Source organism: Burkholderia sp. PAMC 26561 (assembly GCF_001557535.2).
Lineage (GTDB): Bacteria > Pseudomonadota > Gammaproteobacteria > Burkholderiales > Burkholderiaceae > Caballeronia.
The window spans coordinates 1398238-1417559 of record NZ_CP014307.1; the positions used below are offsets into that span (position 1 = coordinate 1398238).

Here is a 19322-nt window from a genome sequence, read left to right on the forward strand (position 1 = left end):
AGAGAGGGTGGTGGCGATTCAACCTATGCGCCGACAGGCGTTTATGGCTGTTTCGCCACTGCTGGCGCGGCTTGCGTCATGCATCACGGGGGAAATCCAGGTATGGCGTTGGTTGCCTTATTTTCGCGGGCCAAGTCCGGATATACCGGGTCGAATATCGATCGGTTTCTGTACGCGTTCGCTGTTTATATTGTCCCCACGCTCATTGCCCTCGCTACTATCGCGACCCTGATCTGGGGTACGCAGCAATTCGATTCCAAGGGCGGCGTCACCCTGCCTTTGCAGGTGGTGAGAGATGCCGCGGGCACGCTCGATCCGGCCACGGCGTTGCAGCGTATGTCCGGCGCTGTGACAACCAACCGCTTCAATACCCAGCTCTCGGAGAAGCCCGTCTGGTTTGAATTCACCGTTCCCAACATGAGCGCGGAGCAGTCGACCTATGCTGAACTTCCTTCACGGCACGCGCAAACGCTGTCGTGCTGGGTCGCATCGACCTTGCAGCCGCTTGGAACTGCAGACAGGCTCAACACCACCAACGAATTTTCGCCGGTCAAGGCCGGGTTCGCGCTTCATCTCGGCCACCTGGTGCAGCCATTAAGCATTCTGTGCCGGGGCACGTTCTCCGGACCTGCCCAGATCGCTGCGTTTGGCTGGAGTGGTCCGGAGCTGCGCCGCGCGGCGCTCGATTTCCAGGAAAGCTCGGGGTTGATCGCAGGCGGCCTGCTGACGCTTGCCGTCTTTGTTTTCGTCACGGCGATGATCAACCGCGAATGGACCTACGTGATCTTCGCAGTGTGGCTCGTCGGCAACCTGCGTCTTTGCGCGAACGCGATGGGTTGGGACATGCAGTGGCTGGGACGCGTGATTCCGCCGGACTATATGCAAAGCCTGCGGCAACTCACATTCGCCGCGTATTACCTGTTGACCGCCGCGCTGTTCGCCTCACTGTTCAGGCGCGAGCTGAAGGTGATCGGCTACAGGTGGCTCTTGAAGATCATCCAGTATGTCGGGCTTGTGCTGCTGGGCGCGGCCATCGTGCTGCCTTATTCGAAGTTCATCCCTACGCTCTGGGTGATCACCGGCTTCGGCATAGCCGTGCTGATTTTCCTGCTGGCGCGGCTGGTGTGGCTCACGCGATCGCGCACGGTTCTGTGGTACGTGGGATCGCTTGCGATCGTGCTGTTTGCGACCTTCTCCGAAGTGATGGGTGCGGCGTTCGGCATCAAGCTGCTGGTCGGGGGCGTGAACACCGTGATGGCGGCGTTGTCGTCGAGCATGATGGCGGCGTTTGCCATCGCCGAGCAGATGCGAGCCGAGCGGGAACATCGCCGGCAGGCGCAGACGGAGTTGCGCAACACCTACGACGTGACGCCCATCGGGCTCTTTACCCTCGATACCGCCGGCCACTTCGTGCGCGCGAACCCCGCGCTGCGCTCCATGCTCGCGCTGCAAAAAGCCGAGTACAAGGTGCGGCACTGGAACGACTACTTCGAATCGGGCGCATGGGGGGCGCTGCAGGCGCTGGCATCGAAGGGCAGTGAAGGCGAGCTCGAAATGGGCGGCGCCGAATCGCGTGGCAGCGGCGAGCGGCGCTTCCTGCTGAAAGCCACGCGTTCGAACGGGTGGATTGAAGGATCGCTGCAGGATGTGACCGAACGTTCGAAGGCTATCGAACGGTTGCGCTTTCTCGCGGAGCACGATCCGCTGACGGGTTCGCTAAACCGCCGTGGTGTGGAGAAGGCCATTGCCGCGCAGAGCGAGGACGCGTCGTCGTGGGCGCTTGCTTATGTCGATCTGGATCGTTTCAAGCTCGTCAACGATCTGTTCGGACATCGCGCCGGCGATGAAGTCCTGAAGCAGGTCGCCACGCGGACCCGCGCGCTGTTCGCAAACGGCTTTCCATTCGGACGGATCGGCGGCGATGAATTTGTGTGCGTGATGAGCCGCATGTCGATAGACGAAGCCGTCGACTGTTGCCAGCGGCTGATCAGCGCGTTGAGCGACACGCCATATCAGGTCGGCAACCGTGCGTTCCAGGTCAAGGCGTCCGTTGGGCTCGTGGAATGTTCGCATGGCGTGCGTGTGCAGGATGCGCTGTCTCATGCTGACCGGGCGTGCCGCGAGGCCAAGAAAAGCTCGAGCGTTCACATGGTGACGTATCGCAAGGGCGCAACTGCCTTCGAGGAACGGGCCGAAGAACTGAAACTCGTCGAGACACTCGGACGCAACCGGTTGCCACCCGGATTGTTTCTCGTGATGCAGCCGATCATGTCGCTCGCCGCACCCACGGAGTCGCTGAACTTCGAGGTGCTGTTGCGCATGCGCGCGCCCGATGGCGCGACCTTGCCGGCGGGCAAGGTTATCGTCGCGGCGGAAGAATCGGGGAATATTGCGGCCATCGATAAATGGGTCCTTGCCACATTGCTCGAATGGGTCGAGAAGCATCAGGCGTCGCTGCAGAGCACGCGGTTTATCTGCGTAAACCTGAGCGGCGGATCGCTCAACGACGAGCAATTCATGGAAGATGCCTTCGCGTTATTCGCGCGGTACCGGCATGTCGTGCCTTATCTTTGTCTCGAGATTACCGAGAGCGTCGCCTTGCATGATCTCGGCAATACGCAGCGCTTTATTGCACGGGTTCACGAGATGGGCGGGAAGATCGCGCTCGATGATTTCGGCGCTGGTTATACGTCGTTCAAATATCTCAAGGATCTTTCCGCCGATGCACTCAAGATAGACGGCGAATTCATTCGCACGATGTGCGCACATCCGGCCGATATCGCCATTGTCGAGGCTATCGTCGCGCTAGCCCGGAATCTGGGCATGCGCAGCGTGGCGGAATGGGTCGAGGATATCGATACCCTGCGCGCGCTCAAGGAAATCGGCGTGGATTATGTGCAGGGATATCTGATCGCGAAGCCGCAAGAGAGCGGGGCTATTTTAAGCGCCGCTTCCGCTGCCAGTTTTGTGAAGGACCCGGACGTGCTCGAGTTTATTGACCGGATTGCCGGCAGCGACAAGTCTCTTGCGTTCTCGTTTGATCTCGTCGACAAAGCCGGCCTGCATTAAAGCGCTCAGACCACCTTCATCTCTTTCAATATCTTGGTTGCTGCAATTGGAATGCGCGTGTCGTCCCACTGCGCGAGCCACTGCACTTCCTTTGTCGTGAAGAACCCCGGCTTGTTTCGCAGCGCAAACTGCAACGCATCCACGATGTGGTCGCGGATGATCTGGGGCGAGTCTTCGCTGGTGACAACGGCGTGAAGGGCTTCTAGTGCGCTCATGATGCGGTACACCCATAAGGTTGGCAAAAATGCTGGTAAACCATACCCCGAAGAAAAAGCCGAAAACAATTAATTGTTGAGCTTTTTCGCGAGCCTAGTGTTTGTACGTAGACGCGTCGCAACAATCCGTGCTTGCCCAAGCCCAGCAGTGCAGCGCGCGGGTTCCTTCTCTCCGAATGCTGCACCGCGTATCGTCGCTCCAGCCGGCTCTTCTTGACTTGTACGGCGCACGCTGCTGTACTAAATAAAGTCAATTGATTTAGTCGACGAACGGGCTCGAAGCGCTTCTTTCCCGAAGTGCCGAACCCATAAAAACATTGGAGCGAGACATGAAAAATCTTCGGCGTGCTGCCGCACGGGCGTCTTTTATTGGCTTGGCCGTTGCATCCATTTTTAGCGCAAGCGCAACGTATGCCGCGGACCAGATCTCCATTGGGCTGATTACCAAGACCGAGACCAACCCGTTCTTCGTCAAGATGAAACAGGGCGCCGAAGAGGCCGCCACCAAAGGCGGTGTGAAACTCATCACGGCCAGCGGCAAGTTCGACGGCGACAACGCGAGCCAGGTGACGGCGGTAGAAAACATGATCACGGCCGGCGTCAAGGCCATCCTGATCACGCCGAGCGACACCAAGGCTATCGTCCCGACGCTCAAGAAAGCGCGCGCAGCAGGCATCCTCGTGATCGCGCTCGATACCCCCACGGAACCGCAAGACGCAACCGACGCACTTTTCGCCACGGATAACTTCAAGGCCGGCGTGCTGATCGGCGAGTACGCGAAAGCATCGCTTGGCGGCAAGCCCGCGAAGATCGCCACACTGGACCTCGCGCCGGGCGTGTCGGTCGGCGTGCTGCGCCACAACGGCTTCCTCCAGGGCTTCGGCGTAAAGGAAGGCGACCCGTCGATTGTGTGCAGCCAGGACACGCGCGGCGATCAGTCGAAGGGTCAGACGGCGATGGAAAACTGCCTGCAGAAAGTGCCCGACATCAACCTTGTCTACACGATCAACGAACCGGCTGCGGCAGGCGCGTATCGCGCGCTCAAGGCGGCGGGCAAGGACAAGAGCGTGATGATCGTGTCTATCGACGGCGGATGTGAAGGCGTGCGCAATGTGAAGTCCGGCAACTTCGCCGCGACGTCGCAGCAATATCCGTTGGTGATGGCGGCGCAAGGCGTGCAGGCCGGAATCGACTACGCGAAGACGGGCAAGAAAGCGACGGGCTATCACGATACCGGCGTCACGCTGATTACCGACAAACCCGTGTCAGGCGTCACCGGCAAGGACACGAAGTTCGGTCTGGACAACTGCTGGGGCAACAAGTAAGACGCCACGCCGCATGCAGCGCCCGGTGCTCGGGCGTTGCATGAAGGCGCCTTTAAGATGTCGCTGTCGAGGTCCCGAATCATGACGCAATCCACCTCTCCCACCGCCGGGCGTGCAACGTTTGCCGAACGTTTGCCGTCTATCACGGATATCGGTCCGCTTGCGGCGCTCGTGATCGCGTGCGCGTTCTTCATCTGGCAAAGCAACCGCTTTTTATCGATACAAAACATCTCGCTGATCCTTCAGCAGACCATGGTCGTCGCCGTGATTGCGATCGGGCAGACGCTGATCGTGCTGACGGGCGGTATCGATTTGTCGTGCGGCATGGTAATGGCGTTCGGCTCGATCATCATGACCAAGTTTGCCGTGACGCTTGGCATCCCGCCCGTGCTCGCGATCGTCTGCGGCGTCGGGGCAAGTGCATTGTTCGGATTGCTCAATGGTGCGCTGATCACGAAGATCAAGTTGCCCGCGTTCATCGTGACGCTCGGGACGCTCAACATTGCGTTTGCATTGACGCAGGTTTATTCGAATGCAGAGAGCGTCACGAACCTGCCTGACGCCATGATGTTCTTCGGGACCACGTTCCACCTCGGTGGCGCGGAAGTCACGTATGGCACCGTGCTCACCTTGCTGATGTATCTCGTCGTGTGGTTCGTGTTACGCGATACCGTGCCCGGCCGGCATCTCTACGCGCTTGGCAACAACGCGGAAGCCGCGCGGCTGATGGGACTTTCGTCGCAGAAAATCCTGATCACCGTTTATACGCTTGCGGGGTTTTTCTACGGAATCGCGGCGTTATTGTCGGTTGCGCGAACAGGCGTGGGCGATCCGCAAGCCGGGCAAACCGAGAATCTCGATTCCATCACGGCGGTCGTGCTCGGCGGCACGAGTCTTTTTGGTGGACGCGGCACGATCATCGGTACGTTGCTGGGCGCCTTGATTGTCGGCGTGTTCCGCAACGGCCTGACGCTGATCGGCGTGTCGTCGGTTTATCAAATCCTGATCACCGGCATCCTGGTGATTCTCGCGGTCGCCGCTGACAAGCTCGCGCGTCCACGCGCTTAAGGAGTAATGGCCATGAACGACACACGCAAGCTCGTACTGGAAGCGCGCGGCGTCATCAAGCGCTATGGCTCTGTTACCGCGCTCGATGGCGTCGACTTCGAACTGCTCCCCGGCGAGATCATGGCGGTCATCGGCGATAACGGCGCGGGCAAGTCATCGCTGATCAAGGCGCTGTCGGGCGCGCTCGTGCCGGATGAAGGCCAGATCCTGCTCGATGGAAAACCGGTCCACTTCCGCAGTCCGCTCGATGCCCGCGCGCAGGGCATCGAGACCGTGTACCAGGATCTGGCGGTCGCGCCGGCGATGAGCATCGCGGAAAATCTCTTTCTCGGACGCGAACTGCGACGCCCCGGCGTGCTCGGCTCGGTGTTCAAGATGATTGATAAACGCCGCATGCTGCAGGAAGCCATCGCGCATATGGAGGGACTGCAGATCGGCATCCGCTCCATGAAACAGGCGGTCGAAACGCTTTCCGGCGGCCAGCGGCAAGGCGTTGCGGTGGCGCGCAGCGCGGCCTTTGCGCGGCACGTCGTGATCCTCGATGAACCCACGGCCGCGCTTGGCGTGAAGGAATCGAACATGGTGCTGGAGTTGATCCGGCGCGTGCGCGATCGCGGTTTGCCGGTGATCCTCATCAGCCACAACATGCCGCACGTGTTCGAGATCGCAGACCGTATCCACATTCAGCGGCTCGGGCGGCGCGCGGCGCTCGTCAACACGCGCGACATCCACATGTCCGAGGCGGTCGCGATCATGACAGGCGCAAAACAGGCCGATGTCCAGGCGATTGCCTGAGCCCGATGAGTTCGTCCACGTCCGCAAGCGCCTCGAAGCCAGCCGGCATGCGGCAGATGAACGAGCGCATCGTGTTGCAGGCAGTGCGCGTGCATGGCCCGCTGCCCAAGTCGGATATTGCACGGCTGACGCGCTTGAGTTCACAGACGACGTCGTTGATCGTGGATCGTCTGATCGATGACGGCCTGCTCGCGCGTGAACCGAGAACGCGCGTGCAAGGGCGTATGGGGCAGCCGTCGGTGCCCATCTCGCTGCGCGCGGACGGCGCGTTTTCCATCGGAGTGAAAGTGGGCCGGCGCAGTCTCGATGTGCTGACCATGGATTTCTCGGGCCAGGTGCATGCGCGCGAGACCATCGGCTATGCGTATCCCGATCCGCGCACGGTCTTCGCACTGCTTGCAGACAAACTCGACGCAACGATGCTCGCACTCGCCGGGGACGCCGCCAAAGTGGTCGGCATAGGGGTGGCGGCGCCGTTGTGGCTGGGCGGCTGGCGTACCTTCTTCGATACCCCGCCTGACGTTTTCGCCGCATGGAACGAGATCGATATCCGCGCGCGCGTGCAGGCGCTCACGCCATTGCCCGTTGAATTCGCGAAGGACACGACCGCCGCGTGCGCCGCCGAATTGCTGATGGGTCAAGGGCGCGGATTGCGCGATTTCTTGTACGTTTTTATCGGCACGTTCATTGGCGGCGGTCTCGTTATCGATGGACGCCTGCATGCCGGGCCCAAGGGCAACGCCGGTGCTGTGGGATCGTTTCCGGTCAGGTCCGAAGGCGCGCCGCAATTGCTGAACGTGGCTTCGATCTATGTTCTTGAGAAGCGTTTTACGGAAGCAGGATTTCCCGCCGATGCCGCACACGACCAGCGTGCACTTTCAGCCGAATTGTGGCCGCTTTGCGAAGCGTGGCTCCACGATGCATGTCCCGCGCTGGCTTCGGCGATTGCATCCGCGGCGGCGCTGGTCGATCTCGATGCCATCGTGATCGACGGCGAACTGGATCGTGGATTGTTGCGGGAGGTTTTGAGCCGCACGAACATTGCGCTCGATGCATTCGACTGGCAAGGCATGTTGCGCCCGCGACTCGTAGAGGGCGAAATTGGCGCCGATGCCCGCGCCATGGGCGGCGCAATCTTGCCGTTATATACGCACTTCGCGCCGCGCCATGTGCTGTTCCTGAAATCGGGAATGAGTGCATAGCGCAAGCAAAGGGCTGTTGCAGCTTTCGCCGCAACAGCCCCTTATGCTTTGGAAGCCGGTCAGGCCCGGCGTTTGGTCACCAGCCCCCAAATCACCAGCAGAATGATTGCACCGATGATGGACGCGATCCAGCCCGCCGGTTGTCCTTCCTGATACCACCCCATCGCGCGGCCTGCGTAGCCCGCAATCAGCGACCCGGCAATACCGAGCACGATTGTCATGATCCAGCCCATGCTGTCGTTGCCGGGTTTGATCGCACGGGCAATCAACCCGATGATGCCGCCGACGATAATGGTGCCAATGAGTGAAAGCATCGTAAATCCTCCGTAGTGTTGGCGATTGTCCCCGGAAGATCCGGGCACGCCGGCACACAGGTGCCGTAGACCAATCGGCCAGCGTTCAGGCATTTTCGACGATGCTGCCGCTTCTTGCAGTTAAAATTCGTCACATCGACAGCGCGCCGCGACGTTTGCAACGCCCCCGCAACGAAGCGCGTGTTTCAAGCCACTCAAACCGAACTTTGCTCCATGACCGTATCCGATTCCGATCAAGACCTCCACGCCGACGAAGACAACACCATCCACGAACCACGCCTGTGGCGCGATGACGGGTGGACCGCCCGTGTGATCAAAAATGAAGACGACGACGGCTGGGCCGTCGAGATGATCAAGGATGGAGAAGTCGAACCGGCGTTGACGGGTCCGTGGACCATGGGCCGCGACAAGAAGAATCCCAAGCCGCTCGATCCGAACGCATTTCGCACGCTGATCAAGACGGCGTCCGAAGTACTGCGCCGCCACGAGCAGCAGCGCCACGCCATGCTTCACAAGGATGTGATGGTTCGCGCGAACGGCGAAGATGTGACGGTGACGCTGGATATCGTGCCCGACGAGGACGATCCTTACGCGGACCTGAAGGCGCTCGACATGTTCGGCGGGGTGCTGGCGCAAGTGCGCGTTTCGGCGGGATTCAAGTTCAGCAAGACCAGCGCGCAGGCCTGGGTGGACAACGATTTCCGCAAGCCCGAATGACGCATTGTTTCAATACACTGCCGGTGCGCCCTCGGGCCGATGCTTGAATCGCCGATGCACCCAGTAATACTGTTCCGGAAAACGCACCACTTGCGATTCGAGGAACGCGTTCATGCGGCGGGCATCGATTTCATCGCTTTCTGAGGGAAAGTCGGCGAGCGGTTCGAAGATGGTCATCTTGTAGCCCTTGAAGTCCGGCAGCACTTCGGTTACGAACGGCACGACACGGGCGCGGCCGAGCCGTGCAAGCCGCGATACTGATGTCAACGTGCACGCCGGCACACCGAAGAACGGCACGAATACCGAATTTTCGATGCCGTGATCCATGTCCGCGGCCAGCATGACCGACCCGCCGCCGCGCAGCAGCTTCAGGATGCGACGGGCGCTGTCGGCGCGCTTGACCATGTCCGCGCCGAAGCGGCCGCGCTGTTCGATCGCGAGCGTGTTCAGCTTCTTGCTGGACATCGGCGTGTAGAGCGCCGTGATGGGCAGTTTCATGGAATACAGCATGCATCCCACTTCAATGGCCACGAAATGAAAACCCATGAAGATGGTGGGCGGGGCGTTTTCATCGTCCAGATCGATGCGGCTTTCCAGCTTCACCAGCTTTTCGATGGCGTTGGCCGAGCCGAACCATTGCACGCCGCGTTCCACGTAGCTACGCACTACGTGACGAAAGTGTGAACGTCCGAGGAGTTCGTATTCAGCCGCGGTCTTGCCCGGGAAACATAGTTGCAGGTTGACCTGCACAATATGTTTCCGGCGGCTGGGAATGTAATAAAGCAGGGCGCCAAGTCCGCTGCCGAAACGCGCGACCAGGCCATAAGGTAGCCGCGCGAGCGCGCGCAGCAGCGCTACGATGAGCGCAAAACCGATAGTGTTCAAGCTGGGCCCTTGGATGCGGGCGGCGAACCAGATGTGACGAGCGCCGAGTAGATTTGGACTCCGACGATCGGCCGTTGACCGGATGTCGAAGAGGAGTTACGGCGAGACTAGCGCGGTGAAAATCCGCGTCAAAGACGGAAAGGGCGCCTGAACAAGGCGGAGTCGGCAACCGTTCGAAGTGCTCGTGGCACCGCCGGCGTCCGTTTTACGGCCCGGGAGTGAACGGTCGCGCGGAAATACTCTGCCTTGAACGCTGCCATGATCGCACAACCGGCATACACGACGCAGTTTCGTGAAGAGTCTGGCGACGAGTCAGACGACGAGTCAGACGACGAGTCAGAAGGGGACGTACAAATGCATCTGCTCTTGATTTACGAACTGAGCGACGATTACCTGGAACGCCGGGCGGCGTTTCGTGAACGTCATCTGACCTATGCATGGAAGGCGGTGGAGCGTGGGGAGTTATTGCTGGGCGGCGCGCTGGAGGCGCCTGTGGATCGCGCGATGCTGCTCTTCAATGCAGATTCAGCCGCCGTGCCCGAGGCATTTGCCCGGGCCGATCCCTATGTGACCGAGGGACTGGACATGCGCTGGGAAGTACGCAAGTGGAATACCGTGGTGGGTGAGCAGGCGGCTCAGCCGATACGTCCGGCGTGAGCGCCTTTGCAGCGTCATGACTCGCTGGTGGTCTCCTCGTCCTCGTGCGTGTCTTCATCGCGTGAATCGGGCGTGGCAACGGCCACACGTGCCGGTGGAACTGGCTTTGCGGGAGCAGCCACCGGACGCCGTGTTGTGTGAAACAGCCGCGTGAGCGTGTCGTCCATTTCCTGCGTGCGCTCGAACAGTTCCGCGAGCCAGTCCACGAACGCGCTCACACGCGGCGCCGCTTGCCGCGTCTTGACGAAGGCCACCGATACATTCATGGGCATCGACTTCCACTGCGGCAGCACTTCGCGCAATTCGCCCGAACGCAAATAAGGCAATGCGGCAATGCGCGGCGGCTGGATCAGCCCGAGTCCCTGCAAGCCGCATGCGAGATAAGCGGCTTCGTCGGTGACTTGCACGAATCCGGCCATTTTCACGGCGACCGCTTCGCCATCGACCTCGAAATCGAAATCGCACGGGCGTCCTGTTCGGATCGATACACAGTTCACCGCCACATGGTGCGCGAGGTCATCGAGCGTCTTCGGCGTGCCGTGCGCTTCAAGGTACGCGGGCGTTGCGCACGTCACATGCTCGAAGCTGCCGAGCCGCCGTGCGATCAAGCCGGAGTCCGGCAATTCCCCCAACTGCACGCTGCAATCCACGCCTTCGCCGACCAGATCGACGGCGCGGTTGCTGACACCAATCGATAACTCGATATGCGGATAGCGCGCATGAAAATCCGGCAGCGCGGGCACGACCATGGACGTTGCAACAGTGTCCGGCATCTCGATGCGCAAACGGCCGCGTAGCCTGTCCTCACGGCCGTGAAAGCCCGATTCCAGGTCATCGATATCCGCGAGAATGCGCACGCAGCGCTCGTAGCATGCGGCGCCCTCGGCGGTGAGATTGAGACGCCGCGTGGTGCGTGCAAGCAATTGCACGCCGAGCAGCGCCTCGAGTTGTTGAATGGTCGTGGAGACAGTTGCGCGCGGCATGCCGAGGGATTCGGCGGCACGGGAGAAACTGTTGGTATCGACGACACGGATGAAAACACGCATGGCATGAACGCGATCGGTCACGGGAGTTTTCCTGTAGAAGCGATGAATGCGTTGACCGGCATGATTCCTTCAATGCTTCAAACGTCAAAAAGGAATGCCGGCAAGGTTCACACTTTAAGGATCAGGACGATTCGCGTGAATACATAATAATCGCGGATTCTTGCCTGCTTCTCCAGCCGCTTTTGTTCTACACCGTCGGCAGTTCGCCGCGCAGACGCCCGTTGTCTGTGTTGCCCATCAGGCTCGGACCTGCGCCATGACCGGCGATCACGTTGCTCGCCTGAGCGCCGATGCGCGCGCCCACCAGTCCGCTCATGTCGGCGCCCGAAGGCGCCTGATACAGGCGCAAGCCCATCTCCGGAAGAATGGCGAGCAGGTGATCGAACACATCGCCCTGGATGCGTTCGTATTGCGTCCACGCGGTGACGGCAGTGAAACAATACACCTCGACGGGAATGCCCTCCGATTGCGGTTCCATCATGCGCACCATCATCGACATGTCTTGCCGGATCTCCGGATGCCGCTGCAGATACGCCAGCCCATACGCGCGAAACGTGCCGATATTCGTCAGCCGCCGGCGGTTCGCCGGTTCACTCGCAAGTTCACCGAGGTTCTTGTTGGCGAGCTCGACCTCGATCTGCTTTTCTTCCAGATAATCGTGCAGCAAGCGGAACTGCTTGAGGTGGGCGGTTTCTTCGTCGGTGAGAAAACGCACGCATGTGGCATCGATTCGCAGCGTCCGCTTGATGCGCCGACCGCCCGATTCGAACATCTGCCGGTAGTTCCTGTAACTCTCCGAAAAGAGCTTGTATGTGGGAACGGTGGTCACCGTGTTGTCCCAGTTCTGCACCTTGACGGTATGCAGCGCAATGTCCTTCACGAAGCCATCGGCATTCGATTGCGGCATCTCGATCCAGTCGCCAATGCGCAGCATGTCATTCGACGTGAGCTGCGTGCTCGCCACCAGCGACAGCAGCGTGTCCTTGAACACCAGCAGCAGGACGGCGGATAGCGCGCCGAGACCTGACAGCATCCAGAGCGGGGAACGGTCGATCACAATCGACAACACCAGCACGCCGCAGATCAGCGCGAGCGCGAGCTTGCCGATCTGTATGTAGCCCTTGATCGAGCGCGTCTGCGCCTGCATGCTCGCGGCATAGACGTCCTGCCATGCGCTGAGGGCGCCGCCCATCGCGAAGAACACGCAGATCCATGCGCCCGCGTGCGCGAGCCGCTCGATCAGCTCTGCAATATGCCCGATGTACGGCACCTCGCCGATCCCGATCGCGACCGCGGCAAACGGCACCGCGTACCAGAGCTGGTGATACGCCCGATGCCGGGCGAGCGCCTTGTCCCAGGCATCGTGTTCGGTGAGTACCAGCAGTCGATGCGCAAAATACAGCACGATCCGCGCGACCACCCACTGAGCAAACAATGCGGCGAGCACGAGCGACAACATCCCGAGCGCGAACTGCGCCCAGTGATGCGTGGGATAGTGCTCTTGCAGGGTGTCGAGGATGGTGTCGAAATTCATGCGGCAAACAAAGGTGAAGGTTGGCGACCCGTATTGTGCATTAAGGTGCGCGCGATTATCTGCTTCATCTATTCTGCTTCATCTATTATTACGCCCTTGTGCAACTCCGCGCGCCGGGCTCATGCGAACCGTCAAGCTTGAACACAACGACGACACCGTCCTCGATCCGTCCGACCCGCAACTGGTCGCCCGCGGCTCGTTGCTGATCGACGGCCACGAATGCGGCACCTGGGAGCAACGCCGGGATGATACGTGGACCGCACGTCTGTCGGCGTCGGGGGAAACCATCGTGGAAGCGGGCCGCAAGCAACTCATCGACCGGCTGGCGCTCATTCCCTTCTAAACTTATCTCCTCATGTACTTGTCGATTCTGGCCGTAGGCATTGGCGGCGCGCTCGGTTCCCTGTTTCGATGGCTCCTCGGCCTGCGCCTGAACACCGTCTATCCCAATCTTCCGCTCGGGACGCTCGCGGCGAATGTCATTGCCGGGTATGTGATCGGCGTGGCAGTTGCGTGGTTCGCGCGCTTTCCGGGTGTGTCGATCGAATGGCGGCTCTTCGTCATCACCGGCCTGATGGGCGGCCTCTCCACCTTCTCCACCTTTTCGGTCGAAGTCGTCGCGCACTTGCAGCAGGGGCGTTACGGCTGGGCCGCGGGCGAGATCGCCATTCATGTGCTGGCATCGGTCGTGATGACCATCCTGGGTATCGCGACGGTGTCGCTTACGCGCTGAAATCACATGGCGATTGTCATCCGGCGTTATGAACCGTCCGACCTCGATGCGGTGATCAATGTCTTTTTGCGCGCGATCCGCGAGGTCGCATCGCGTGATTACGACGCCGCTCAAATCGACGCCTGGGCGCAAGCGGACCGCGATGTATGGGCCCGGCGCCGGCTCGATCGGCCAACATGGCTTGCGCTTGTCGACGGCGCGGTTGCCGGATTCGGCGATCTTCAGAGCGATGGGCATATCGACATGTTGTTCGTGCATCCGGAACATCAGCGCGCGGGTGCGGCGAACGCGCTGCTCGATCAGATCGAATCCGAAGCGCGGAACCAGCATCTCGGCATCATCGATACCGACGCGAGCCTCACCGCCCGGCCGTTCTTCGAAGCGCGCGGGTTCGGGGTCGTCCGGTCGCAAGTCGTGGAAGTGCGCGGCGCACGCCTGATGAACTTCCGCATGCAGAAACGCCTCGATCCGGTATAGACAACCTTTCGAAGCACGTTTGAAGTCCCGAGTTAAGGTGATTCCCGGCCTTGTTATAGGGCTTTTGTTTGTTTAGACTGCGCCGATACTTGTATAGACAGGAACCGCCGAAATGGACGCTGTAACTTCAGCATGAGTACGCCCGCGTACCAGGAAATCAAGGATCACATTCTCACGCGCATTCATGCGGGCGAATGGAAGGAGGGCGATCAGGTACCGTCCGAAAACGAGCTTGCACGCGACTTCAAGGTCGCACGAATGACCGTCAATCGCGCGCTGCGCGAGCTGACCGCCGAGCAGATCCTGACGCGCGTCCAGGGTGCCGGCACGTTTGTGGCGCAACCGAAATACGCATCGACTCTGGTCGAAATTCGCAGCATCTCCGATGAAATCATCGGACGCGGCCATGCGCACCGGGCGGAGGTCATGCACCTTGGCGCATCCGTACTGGATGAACGCCTTGCGCTTGAAATGAAGCTGACCGAAGGCAGTCCCGTGTTTCATTCGCGCGTGCTGCATTTCGAAAATGATTTGCCCATTCAACTGGAGGAGCGCTGGGTCAACCCCGCGCTGGCGCCGGAATACGCGCGGCAGGATTTCACCAGGATCACGCCGAATCAGTACCTGATGGTTGCAGCGCCCCTGCAGCGCGTCGAGTACCGCATTGAAGCCGCGCTGCCGGATGAGGGGACGGGGCTCGCTTTATCGATGAAAAACGGTGCGCCTTGTCTCATGTTGCATCGGCGGACGTGGTCGCGGGATGCGGTGGCGTCGGTGGCAAATCTCTGGCATCCCGGCGACCGGTATCAATTCACCGGACACTTCTAGCTTTTTGGCGGCAACGTCGGCGCGATAGCGGCATTGTTGTCGAATATGACATTACTGTCATTTTCGAGGGCTGGATTGCCCAGACTCCCGCCTATTTTTACCCTGAAACAGCTTTATTCAGTAAAAAATACCCATCTCGTGCTAGTCCCACCTTTGATTGTTGCGAAATGAACAATGATGTTTCGCGTAAATAAGGGTTTTCCCTCCAGGGTCGGAAGCATAGACTTCTTACATCCGAAAACGAATTCAGAAACCGCTTATTAACTTCTGAAATCGCTTCGAGACGACAAACAAAATACTGGAGGTTTCACCATGTTCAAGTCACTCATTCCCGCAGTTGTCATCGTGTCGGCACTCGCAGCTCCGACCTTCGCGTTTGCCCAGAGCAACGACAACGGCCCGGTCACGCGCGCCGAAGTGAAGGCGCAACTGGTTCAACTGGAAAAGGCCGGCTATAACCCGTCGAGCGACCAGATCAACTACCCGGCCAACATTCAAGCCGCACAAGCGCGCGTGGATGCACAAAACCAGGCAGCGACATCGTATGGCCCGTCGACGAGCGGCACATCGGCAGCAGGCGTTCGCAGCTCGGTAGCGCCGGCGCAAAATACTCCCGGATCGGTGTTCTTCGGTCACTAATCGGTAGTCAGGTCTTGGCAGTAACGTAGTGCGACGCCGGTAACGGCACCACGCGCCACCCAAAAAACTCGCCCTCCGCAGCAACGCGGCCGGCGAGTTTTTTGCGTTTCGACCGCTCGGTCAGCTCGGCGACTTCGCGCCGCATGCACGAATCACGAGCTTGACGACTTCTTCGGTGGAGGTATCGAAGGCTTTCTGCGATAACGCCCGCTTGCCTTTCAGCGCGCGAATCTGCGCATCGAAATCCGCGTAATGCTGGGTCGTCGCCCAGATCATGAAGAGCAAGGTCTGCGCATCGGTGGGCTCGAGCAACCCATGCGCGACCCATCTGTCGATTACCACGACGCGTGTATCGAGCCACGGCTTGACCCGCTCTGTCAGGATGTCCTGCATGTGCACTGCGCCGTGAATGATCTCGCTTGCCCAGACTTTCGAGCCGAGCGGCCGGCGCCGCGACAACTCCATTTTGGTCCGCACGTAACCGCTGATGGCTTCGACCGGATCGTCACTGGTTTCGAACGTATCGGCCGCACGATGCCAGTCATCGAACAAATCCTCCAGCACTCTGCGATACAACGCGAGCTTTGTCGGAAAGTAGTAATGCAGGTTGGCTTTGGGCAAGCCTGCGCGTTCCGCGATCATCGCCGTGCTCGCGCCTTCGAGGCCGCGTTCCGCGAAAACCGCTTCGGCGCATGCCAGAAGATGCGCTTCGTTGGTCTCGCGTATGTGTGCCTTGCGCCGCCGCAATGGAGTGGGCGCGGCGTCGTCTTTCACTGCCTCGGCTGTCGCTTCGTCGTCTCTCATCGTTATCCTCGAATGGCGCTGCGCGCCTCATTCTATTCGGTTTGATGCCCGCGCTGCTCAGCGCATCTCAACGCTGTCAAGCGGCTCTGCTGCATCGCAATGGCACGCTTCTCGCTCTGTCTTTCGAACTATCGGAAACCCCGAAAGACGTTGATTTGCAAATATTAATCGGCTACAACCTGTCCAGTTGGACAGGATTTGCGAAGCGGTATCGAACAGGATATTGGACGTTGCTGCGGGAGACGCGCAAGCTGCACAAGAGACGTGCAAGTGCGCCCCAAAGCCGGCGTCGATGCACCAGTTTCGTATGGGTAGTAACCCCACATTCAAGCGATACACCAAGGAGAACGCGACATGAACGCGGTAACCGATTCAGCACTGGACACGTCGATCCGGGTCAACGGCAAACGTCTCTGGGAAAGTCTCATGACGATGGCAAAGATCGGCGCAACGCCGAAGGGCGGCGTGTGCCGCCTTGCCCTCACGGATCTCGACAAGGAAGGGCGCGACCTGATCGTGATCTGGGCGAAGGAAGCCGGCTGCACGGTGACCGTCGACCAGATGGGCAACGTCTTCATGCGGCGCGCGGGACGCAAACTGGACGCCGCGCCGGTCGTCACGGGGTCGCACGCGGACTCGCAACCGACGGGCGGACGCTTCGACGGCATCTATGGCGTGCTTGGTGGTATCGAGGTGATCCGCACGCTCAATGATCGCGGTATCGAGACCGAGCATCCGGTCGAAGTCGTGATCTGGACGAATGAGGAAGGCTCGCGTTTCGCACCGGCCATGGTGGCCTCCGGCGTGTTTGCAGGCGAGTTCACGCTCGACTACGGCCTGTCGCGCAAGGACGTGGATGGCAAGACGATCGGCGAGGAACTGCAGCGAATCGGTTATGCCGGCAGCGAGCCCTGCGGCGGACGAAAGCTGCATGCGGCCTTTGAATTGCACATTGAACAGGGACCGATTCTCGAAGCGGAGAACCTGACGATCGGCGTGGTCACCGACGCGCAAGGCCAGCGCTGGTACGAGATCACGCTGACGGGGCAGGAGGCGCATGCGGGTCCTACGCCCATGCCGCGGCGTCGCGATGCATTGCTCGGCGCGTCGCGCGTGGTGGAGCTCGTGAATCGTATCGGGCTCGATAACGCGCCGCTCGCATGCGCGACGGTCGGCATGATGCAAGTGCATCCGAACTCGCGCAACGTGATTCCCGGAAGCGTGTTCTTCACCGTCGACTTCCGTCATCCCGATGACGCTGTGCTGGCCAAAATGGATGCCGCGTTGCGTGAAGGCGTGGAGAAGATAGCGAGTGGTATCGGCCTTGAAATGCAGCTCGAACAGATCTTCTACTACGCACCCATTGCATTCGATACCGCCTGCGTCGCGTCCGTGCGTGCTGCCGCCGAGCGCTTCGGTTATCCGCACAGGAACATAGTGTCCGGCGCGGGACACGATGCGTGTTACCTGTCGAAGGTCGCACCGACATCGATGGTCTTTGTACCCTGCGTCGACGGGATCAGCCATAACGAGATCGAGGATGCCTCGGAAGAATGGATCGAAGCGGGCGCGAACGTGCTGCTTCACGCCATGCTGGAACGCGCCGGTCAGTAACAAACAAGCGCCGCACCCATATAAAAATCCCCACAATCAGGAAGGACGCGTATGACCATGAAGCCTACCGGCGACATTGCCCCGCAAAGGCTGTCGCAAGAGCAACTGGCGTGTGAGTTCTCGGACGTGGCGCCGCTCCTCGATGCAACCGCGGCAGCGGCTGCATCGAGCCGTTGCCACTATTGTTACGACGCGCCGTGCATCAATGCGTGTCCTACGAAGATCGATATCCCGAGCTTCATCCGCAAGATCGGCAACGGCAACCTGAAAGGCGCGGCGGTCGATATCCTTTCCGCGAATCCGCTTGGCGGCATGTGCGCGCGGGTGTGTCCAACAGAAATCCTCTGTGAAGGTGCGTGCGTCCGAAATCATAAGGATGACAAACCAGTTGCTATTGGCGCGTTGCAGCGCCATGCAACTGATTGGGCGATGAGCCGGGGCGAGCCCTTGTTCAAGCGCGAAGCCGATACCGGACGTCATATCGCCGTAGTGGGTGCGGGGCCGGCCGGATTGGCATGTGCGCACAAGCTTGCGCTCGCGGGGCATCGCGTGACGATTTTCGATGCGTTGGCGAAACCCGGCGGTCTGAACGAATATGGGATCGCTGCATACAAGGTGGTGGAGGACTTCGCGCAACGCGAAGTGGAATGGCTTTATTCGGTTGGCGGCATTGAAGTGAAGAACGATGTCATGCTCGGACGCGATATCACGCTCGACGCATTGCGCAAACAGCACGACGCCGTGTTCCTGGCAATCGGCCTTGCAGGCGTGCGATCGCTCGAACTCGAAGGCGAGACATTGCAGGGCGTGTACAACGCGGTGGATTTCATCGAACAGGTGCGTCAGGCCGAGGACCTCGCAAGCGTGCCGGTCGGACGTCGCGTGGTGGTGATCGGCGGCGGCAACACGGCTATCGACGCCGCCGTGCAGAGCCGCAAGCTCGGCGCACAAACGGTGACGATGGCATACCGGCGCGGCGTGGAAACCATGGGCGCGACGTGGGCGGAGCGCGAGTTCGCGCAGCACAACGGCGTGTCGATCATCACGCACGCCAGGCCCGTGCGGTTGCTGAATGCAGGCGATCAGGTGACAGGTGTCGAGTTCGAGAACCCGCAAGGCGAACGCTTCGTGATCGAAGCCGACATGGTGCTGAAAGCCATCGGGCAAACCCTCGTTTCCGACGCTATCGACGCCGATTTGCTCACGCTCGACGGCAGCCGCATTGCCGTGGACTCGGGCGGCCGGACATCGCTGCCCAACGTGTGGGCCGGCGGTGATTGTGCGGCGCATGGCGGTATCGATTTGACGGTGCAGGCCGTGCAGGACGGCAAGCTCGCGGCAGAGGCCATCAGTGCGTCGTTCGCGGCCACGGCCATCAAGGCAGCCTGAGGCTGATAAAC

The 19322-nt window shown here is 60.3% G+C and carries 20 protein-coding genes; 14 read left to right on the top strand and 6 right to left on the bottom strand.

Annotated features, from left to right (window positions below; genetic code table 11):
- Positions 1-102 precede the first annotated feature (102 nt).
- A complete protein-coding gene (locus tag AXG89_RS21970; RefSeq protein ID WP_062172401.1) occupies positions 103-3069 on the top strand; it encodes an EAL domain-containing protein in 2967 nt (988 codons plus the stop codon).
- Between the two features lie 5 nt (positions 3070-3074).
- Here AXG89_RS21970 and AXG89_RS21975 read toward each other — a convergent pair whose 3' ends face one another.
- Complete coding sequence (locus tag AXG89_RS21975) at positions 3075-3284, bottom strand: hypothetical protein (RefSeq protein WP_062002679.1); 210 nt, start codon at positions 3282-3284, stop codon at positions 3075-3077.
- 329 nt (positions 3285-3613) lie between these two features.
- On the opposite strand from AXG89_RS21975, the gene AXG89_RS21980 reads away from it, so the two are divergent.
- The 4 genes from AXG89_RS21980 to AXG89_RS21995 all read left to right on the top strand — a co-directional run bounded on the left by AXG89_RS21980 (position 3614) and on the right by AXG89_RS21995 (position 7674).
- The gene (locus AXG89_RS21980; protein ID WP_062002680.1) at positions 3614-4609 is read left to right on the top strand and encodes a sugar ABC transporter substrate-binding protein; all 996 of its coding nucleotides are present in this window, start codon (positions 3614-3616) and stop codon (positions 4607-4609) included.
- 81 nt (positions 4610-4690) lie between these two features.
- Positions 4691-5677, top strand: a complete 987-nt coding sequence (locus AXG89_RS21985; RefSeq protein ID WP_062172402.1) for an ABC transporter permease — start codon at positions 4691-4693, stop codon at positions 5675-5677.
- A gap of 12 nt (positions 5678-5689) precedes the next feature.
- Positions 5690-6472 (top strand): ATP-binding cassette domain-containing protein, encoded by a 783-nt coding sequence (locus AXG89_RS21990; protein ID WP_172812020.1) that lies wholly within the window; start codon positions 5690-5692, stop codon positions 6470-6472.
- 5 nt (positions 6473-6477) lie between these two features.
- Entirely contained in the window at positions 6478-7674 is a 1197-nt protein-coding gene (locus AXG89_RS21995; protein ID WP_062172403.1) for an ROK family transcriptional regulator, read from the top strand.
- A gap of 59 nt (positions 7675-7733) precedes the next feature.
- On the opposite strand, the gene AXG89_RS22000 is transcribed toward AXG89_RS21995, so the two are convergent.
- Entirely contained in the window at positions 7734-7988 is a 255-nt protein-coding gene (locus AXG89_RS22000; protein WP_062002684.1) for a GlsB/YeaQ/YmgE family stress response membrane protein, read from the bottom strand.
- 213 nt (positions 7989-8201) lie between these two features.
- Here AXG89_RS22000 and AXG89_RS22005 point away from each other — a divergent pair, with 213 nt between their 5' ends.
- On the top strand, positions 8202-8705 hold the full coding sequence (locus AXG89_RS22005) for a hypothetical protein (RefSeq protein WP_062002685.1): 504 nt from the start codon (positions 8202-8204) through the stop codon (positions 8703-8705).
- A 9-nt stretch (positions 8706-8714) separates the two neighbouring features.
- On the opposite strand, the gene AXG89_RS22010 is transcribed toward AXG89_RS22005, so the two are convergent.
- Complete coding sequence (locus tag AXG89_RS22010; protein WP_086383067.1) at positions 8715-9590, bottom strand: lipid A biosynthesis lauroyl acyltransferase; 876 nt, start codon at positions 9588-9590, stop codon at positions 8715-8717.
- Between the two features lie 354 nt (positions 9591-9944).
- Between AXG89_RS22010 and AXG89_RS22015 the strand changes: the two genes are divergently transcribed.
- Positions 9945-10247: a YciI-like protein gene (locus tag AXG89_RS22015; protein ID WP_062172646.1), complete on the top strand. Its 303-nt coding sequence runs from the start codon at positions 9945-9947 to the stop codon at positions 10245-10247.
- 14 nt (positions 10248-10261) lie between these two features.
- Here AXG89_RS22015 and AXG89_RS22020 read toward each other — a convergent pair whose 3' ends face one another.
- Positions 10262-11314, bottom strand: a complete 1053-nt coding sequence (locus AXG89_RS22020; RefSeq protein WP_082771525.1) for a LysR family transcriptional regulator — start codon at positions 11312-11314, stop codon at positions 10262-10264.
- 166 nt (positions 11315-11480) lie between these two features.
- Positions 11481-12827 (bottom strand): mechanosensitive ion channel family protein, encoded by a 1347-nt coding sequence (locus tag AXG89_RS22025; protein WP_062002686.1) that lies wholly within the window; start codon positions 12825-12827, stop codon positions 11481-11483.
- A gap of 121 nt (positions 12828-12948) precedes the next feature.
- Between AXG89_RS22025 and AXG89_RS22030 the strand changes: the two genes are divergently transcribed.
- The 5 genes from AXG89_RS22030 to AXG89_RS22050 all read left to right on the top strand — a co-directional run bounded on the left by AXG89_RS22030 (position 12949) and on the right by AXG89_RS22050 (position 15504).
- Positions 12949-13170, top strand: a complete 222-nt coding sequence (locus AXG89_RS22030; RefSeq protein ID WP_062172404.1) for a hypothetical protein — start codon at positions 12949-12951, stop codon at positions 13168-13170.
- 12 nt (positions 13171-13182) lie between these two features.
- On the top strand, positions 13183-13560 hold the full coding sequence (gene crcB, locus AXG89_RS22035; protein ID WP_062002688.1) for a fluoride efflux transporter CrcB: 378 nt from the start codon (positions 13183-13185) through the stop codon (positions 13558-13560).
- A 6-nt stretch (positions 13561-13566) separates the two neighbouring features.
- Positions 13567-14037 (top strand): GNAT family N-acetyltransferase, encoded by a 471-nt coding sequence (locus AXG89_RS22040; protein WP_062172405.1) that lies wholly within the window; start codon positions 13567-13569, stop codon positions 14035-14037.
- A 132-nt stretch (positions 14038-14169) separates the two neighbouring features.
- Complete coding sequence (gene hutC / locus AXG89_RS22045) at positions 14170-14865, top strand: histidine utilization repressor (protein ID WP_062172406.1); 696 nt, start codon at positions 14170-14172, stop codon at positions 14863-14865.
- Positions 14866-15177: 312 nt separating this feature from the next.
- Positions 15178-15504, top strand: a complete 327-nt coding sequence (locus AXG89_RS22050) for a DUF4148 domain-containing protein (RefSeq protein ID WP_062172407.1) — start codon at positions 15178-15180, stop codon at positions 15502-15504.
- Positions 15505-15624: 120 nt separating this feature from the next.
- On the opposite strand, the gene AXG89_RS22055 is transcribed toward AXG89_RS22050, so the two are convergent.
- A complete protein-coding gene (locus AXG89_RS22055) occupies positions 15625-16308 on the bottom strand; it encodes a TetR/AcrR family transcriptional regulator (RefSeq protein WP_062002692.1) in 684 nt (227 codons plus the stop codon).
- A 354-nt stretch (positions 16309-16662) separates the two neighbouring features.
- On the opposite strand from AXG89_RS22055, the gene AXG89_RS22060 reads away from it, so the two are divergent.
- Entirely contained in the window at positions 16663-17922 is a 1260-nt protein-coding gene (locus AXG89_RS22060) for a Zn-dependent hydrolase (RefSeq protein ID WP_062172408.1), read from the top strand.
- A gap of 51 nt (positions 17923-17973) precedes the next feature.
- Positions 17974-19311, top strand: coding sequence for an NAD(P)-dependent oxidoreductase (locus tag AXG89_RS22065; RefSeq protein ID WP_062172409.1), 1338 nt, complete (start codon positions 17974-17976; stop codon positions 19309-19311).
- The last annotated feature ends 11 nt before the right edge of the window (positions 19312-19322 follow it).

Excerpts from the sequence above, each read along its gene's own strand:
- AXG89_RS21970 (WP_062172401.1), top strand. The coding sequence starts at position 103 with ATGGCGTTGGTTGCCTTATTTTCGCGGGCCAAGTCCGGATATACCGGG.
- AXG89_RS21975 (WP_062002679.1), bottom strand. The coding sequence starts at position 3,284 with ATGAGCGCACTAGAAGCCCTTCACGCCGTTGTCACCAGCGAAGACTCG.
- AXG89_RS21980 (WP_062002680.1), top strand. The coding sequence starts at position 3,614 with ATGAAAAATCTTCGGCGTGCTGCCGCACGGGCGTCTTTTATTGGCTTG.
- AXG89_RS21985 (WP_062172402.1), top strand. The coding sequence starts at position 4,691 with ATGACGCAATCCACCTCTCCCACCGCCGGGCGTGCAACGTTTGCCGAA.
- AXG89_RS21990 (WP_172812020.1), top strand. The coding sequence starts at position 5,690 with ATGAACGACACACGCAAGCTCGTACTGGAAGCGCGCGGCGTCATCAAG.
- AXG89_RS21995 (WP_062172403.1), top strand. The coding sequence starts at position 6,478 with ATGAGTTCGTCCACGTCCGCAAGCGCCTCGAAGCCAGCCGGCATGCGG.
- AXG89_RS22000 (WP_062002684.1), bottom strand. The coding sequence starts at position 7,988 with ATGCTTTCACTCATTGGCACCATTATCGTCGGCGGCATCATCGGGTTG.
- AXG89_RS22005 (WP_062002685.1), top strand. The coding sequence starts at position 8,202 with ATGACCGTATCCGATTCCGATCAAGACCTCCACGCCGACGAAGACAAC.
- AXG89_RS22015 (WP_062172646.1), top strand. The coding sequence starts at position 9,945 with ATGCATCTGCTCTTGATTTACGAACTGAGCGACGATTACCTGGAACGC.
- AXG89_RS22025 (WP_062002686.1), bottom strand. The coding sequence starts at position 12,827 with ATGAATTTCGACACCATCCTCGACACCCTGCAAGAGCACTATCCCACG.
- AXG89_RS22030 (WP_062172404.1), top strand. The coding sequence starts at position 12,949 with ATGCGAACCGTCAAGCTTGAACACAACGACGACACCGTCCTCGATCCG.
- crcB (WP_062002688.1), top strand. The coding sequence starts at position 13,183 with ATGTACTTGTCGATTCTGGCCGTAGGCATTGGCGGCGCGCTCGGTTCC.
- AXG89_RS22040 (WP_062172405.1), top strand. The coding sequence starts at position 13,567 with ATGGCGATTGTCATCCGGCGTTATGAACCGTCCGACCTCGATGCGGTG.
- hutC (WP_062172406.1), top strand. The coding sequence starts at position 14,170 with ATGAGTACGCCCGCGTACCAGGAAATCAAGGATCACATTCTCACGCGC.
- AXG89_RS22050 (WP_062172407.1), top strand. The coding sequence starts at position 15,178 with ATGTTCAAGTCACTCATTCCCGCAGTTGTCATCGTGTCGGCACTCGCA.
- AXG89_RS22055 (WP_062002692.1), bottom strand. The coding sequence starts at position 16,308 with ATGAGAGACGACGAAGCGACAGCCGAGGCAGTGAAAGACGACGCCGCG.
- AXG89_RS22060 (WP_062172408.1), top strand. The coding sequence starts at position 16,663 with ATGAACGCGGTAACCGATTCAGCACTGGACACGTCGATCCGGGTCAAC.
- AXG89_RS22065 (WP_062172409.1), top strand. The coding sequence starts at position 17,974 with ATGACCATGAAGCCTACCGGCGACATTGCCCCGCAAAGGCTGTCGCAA.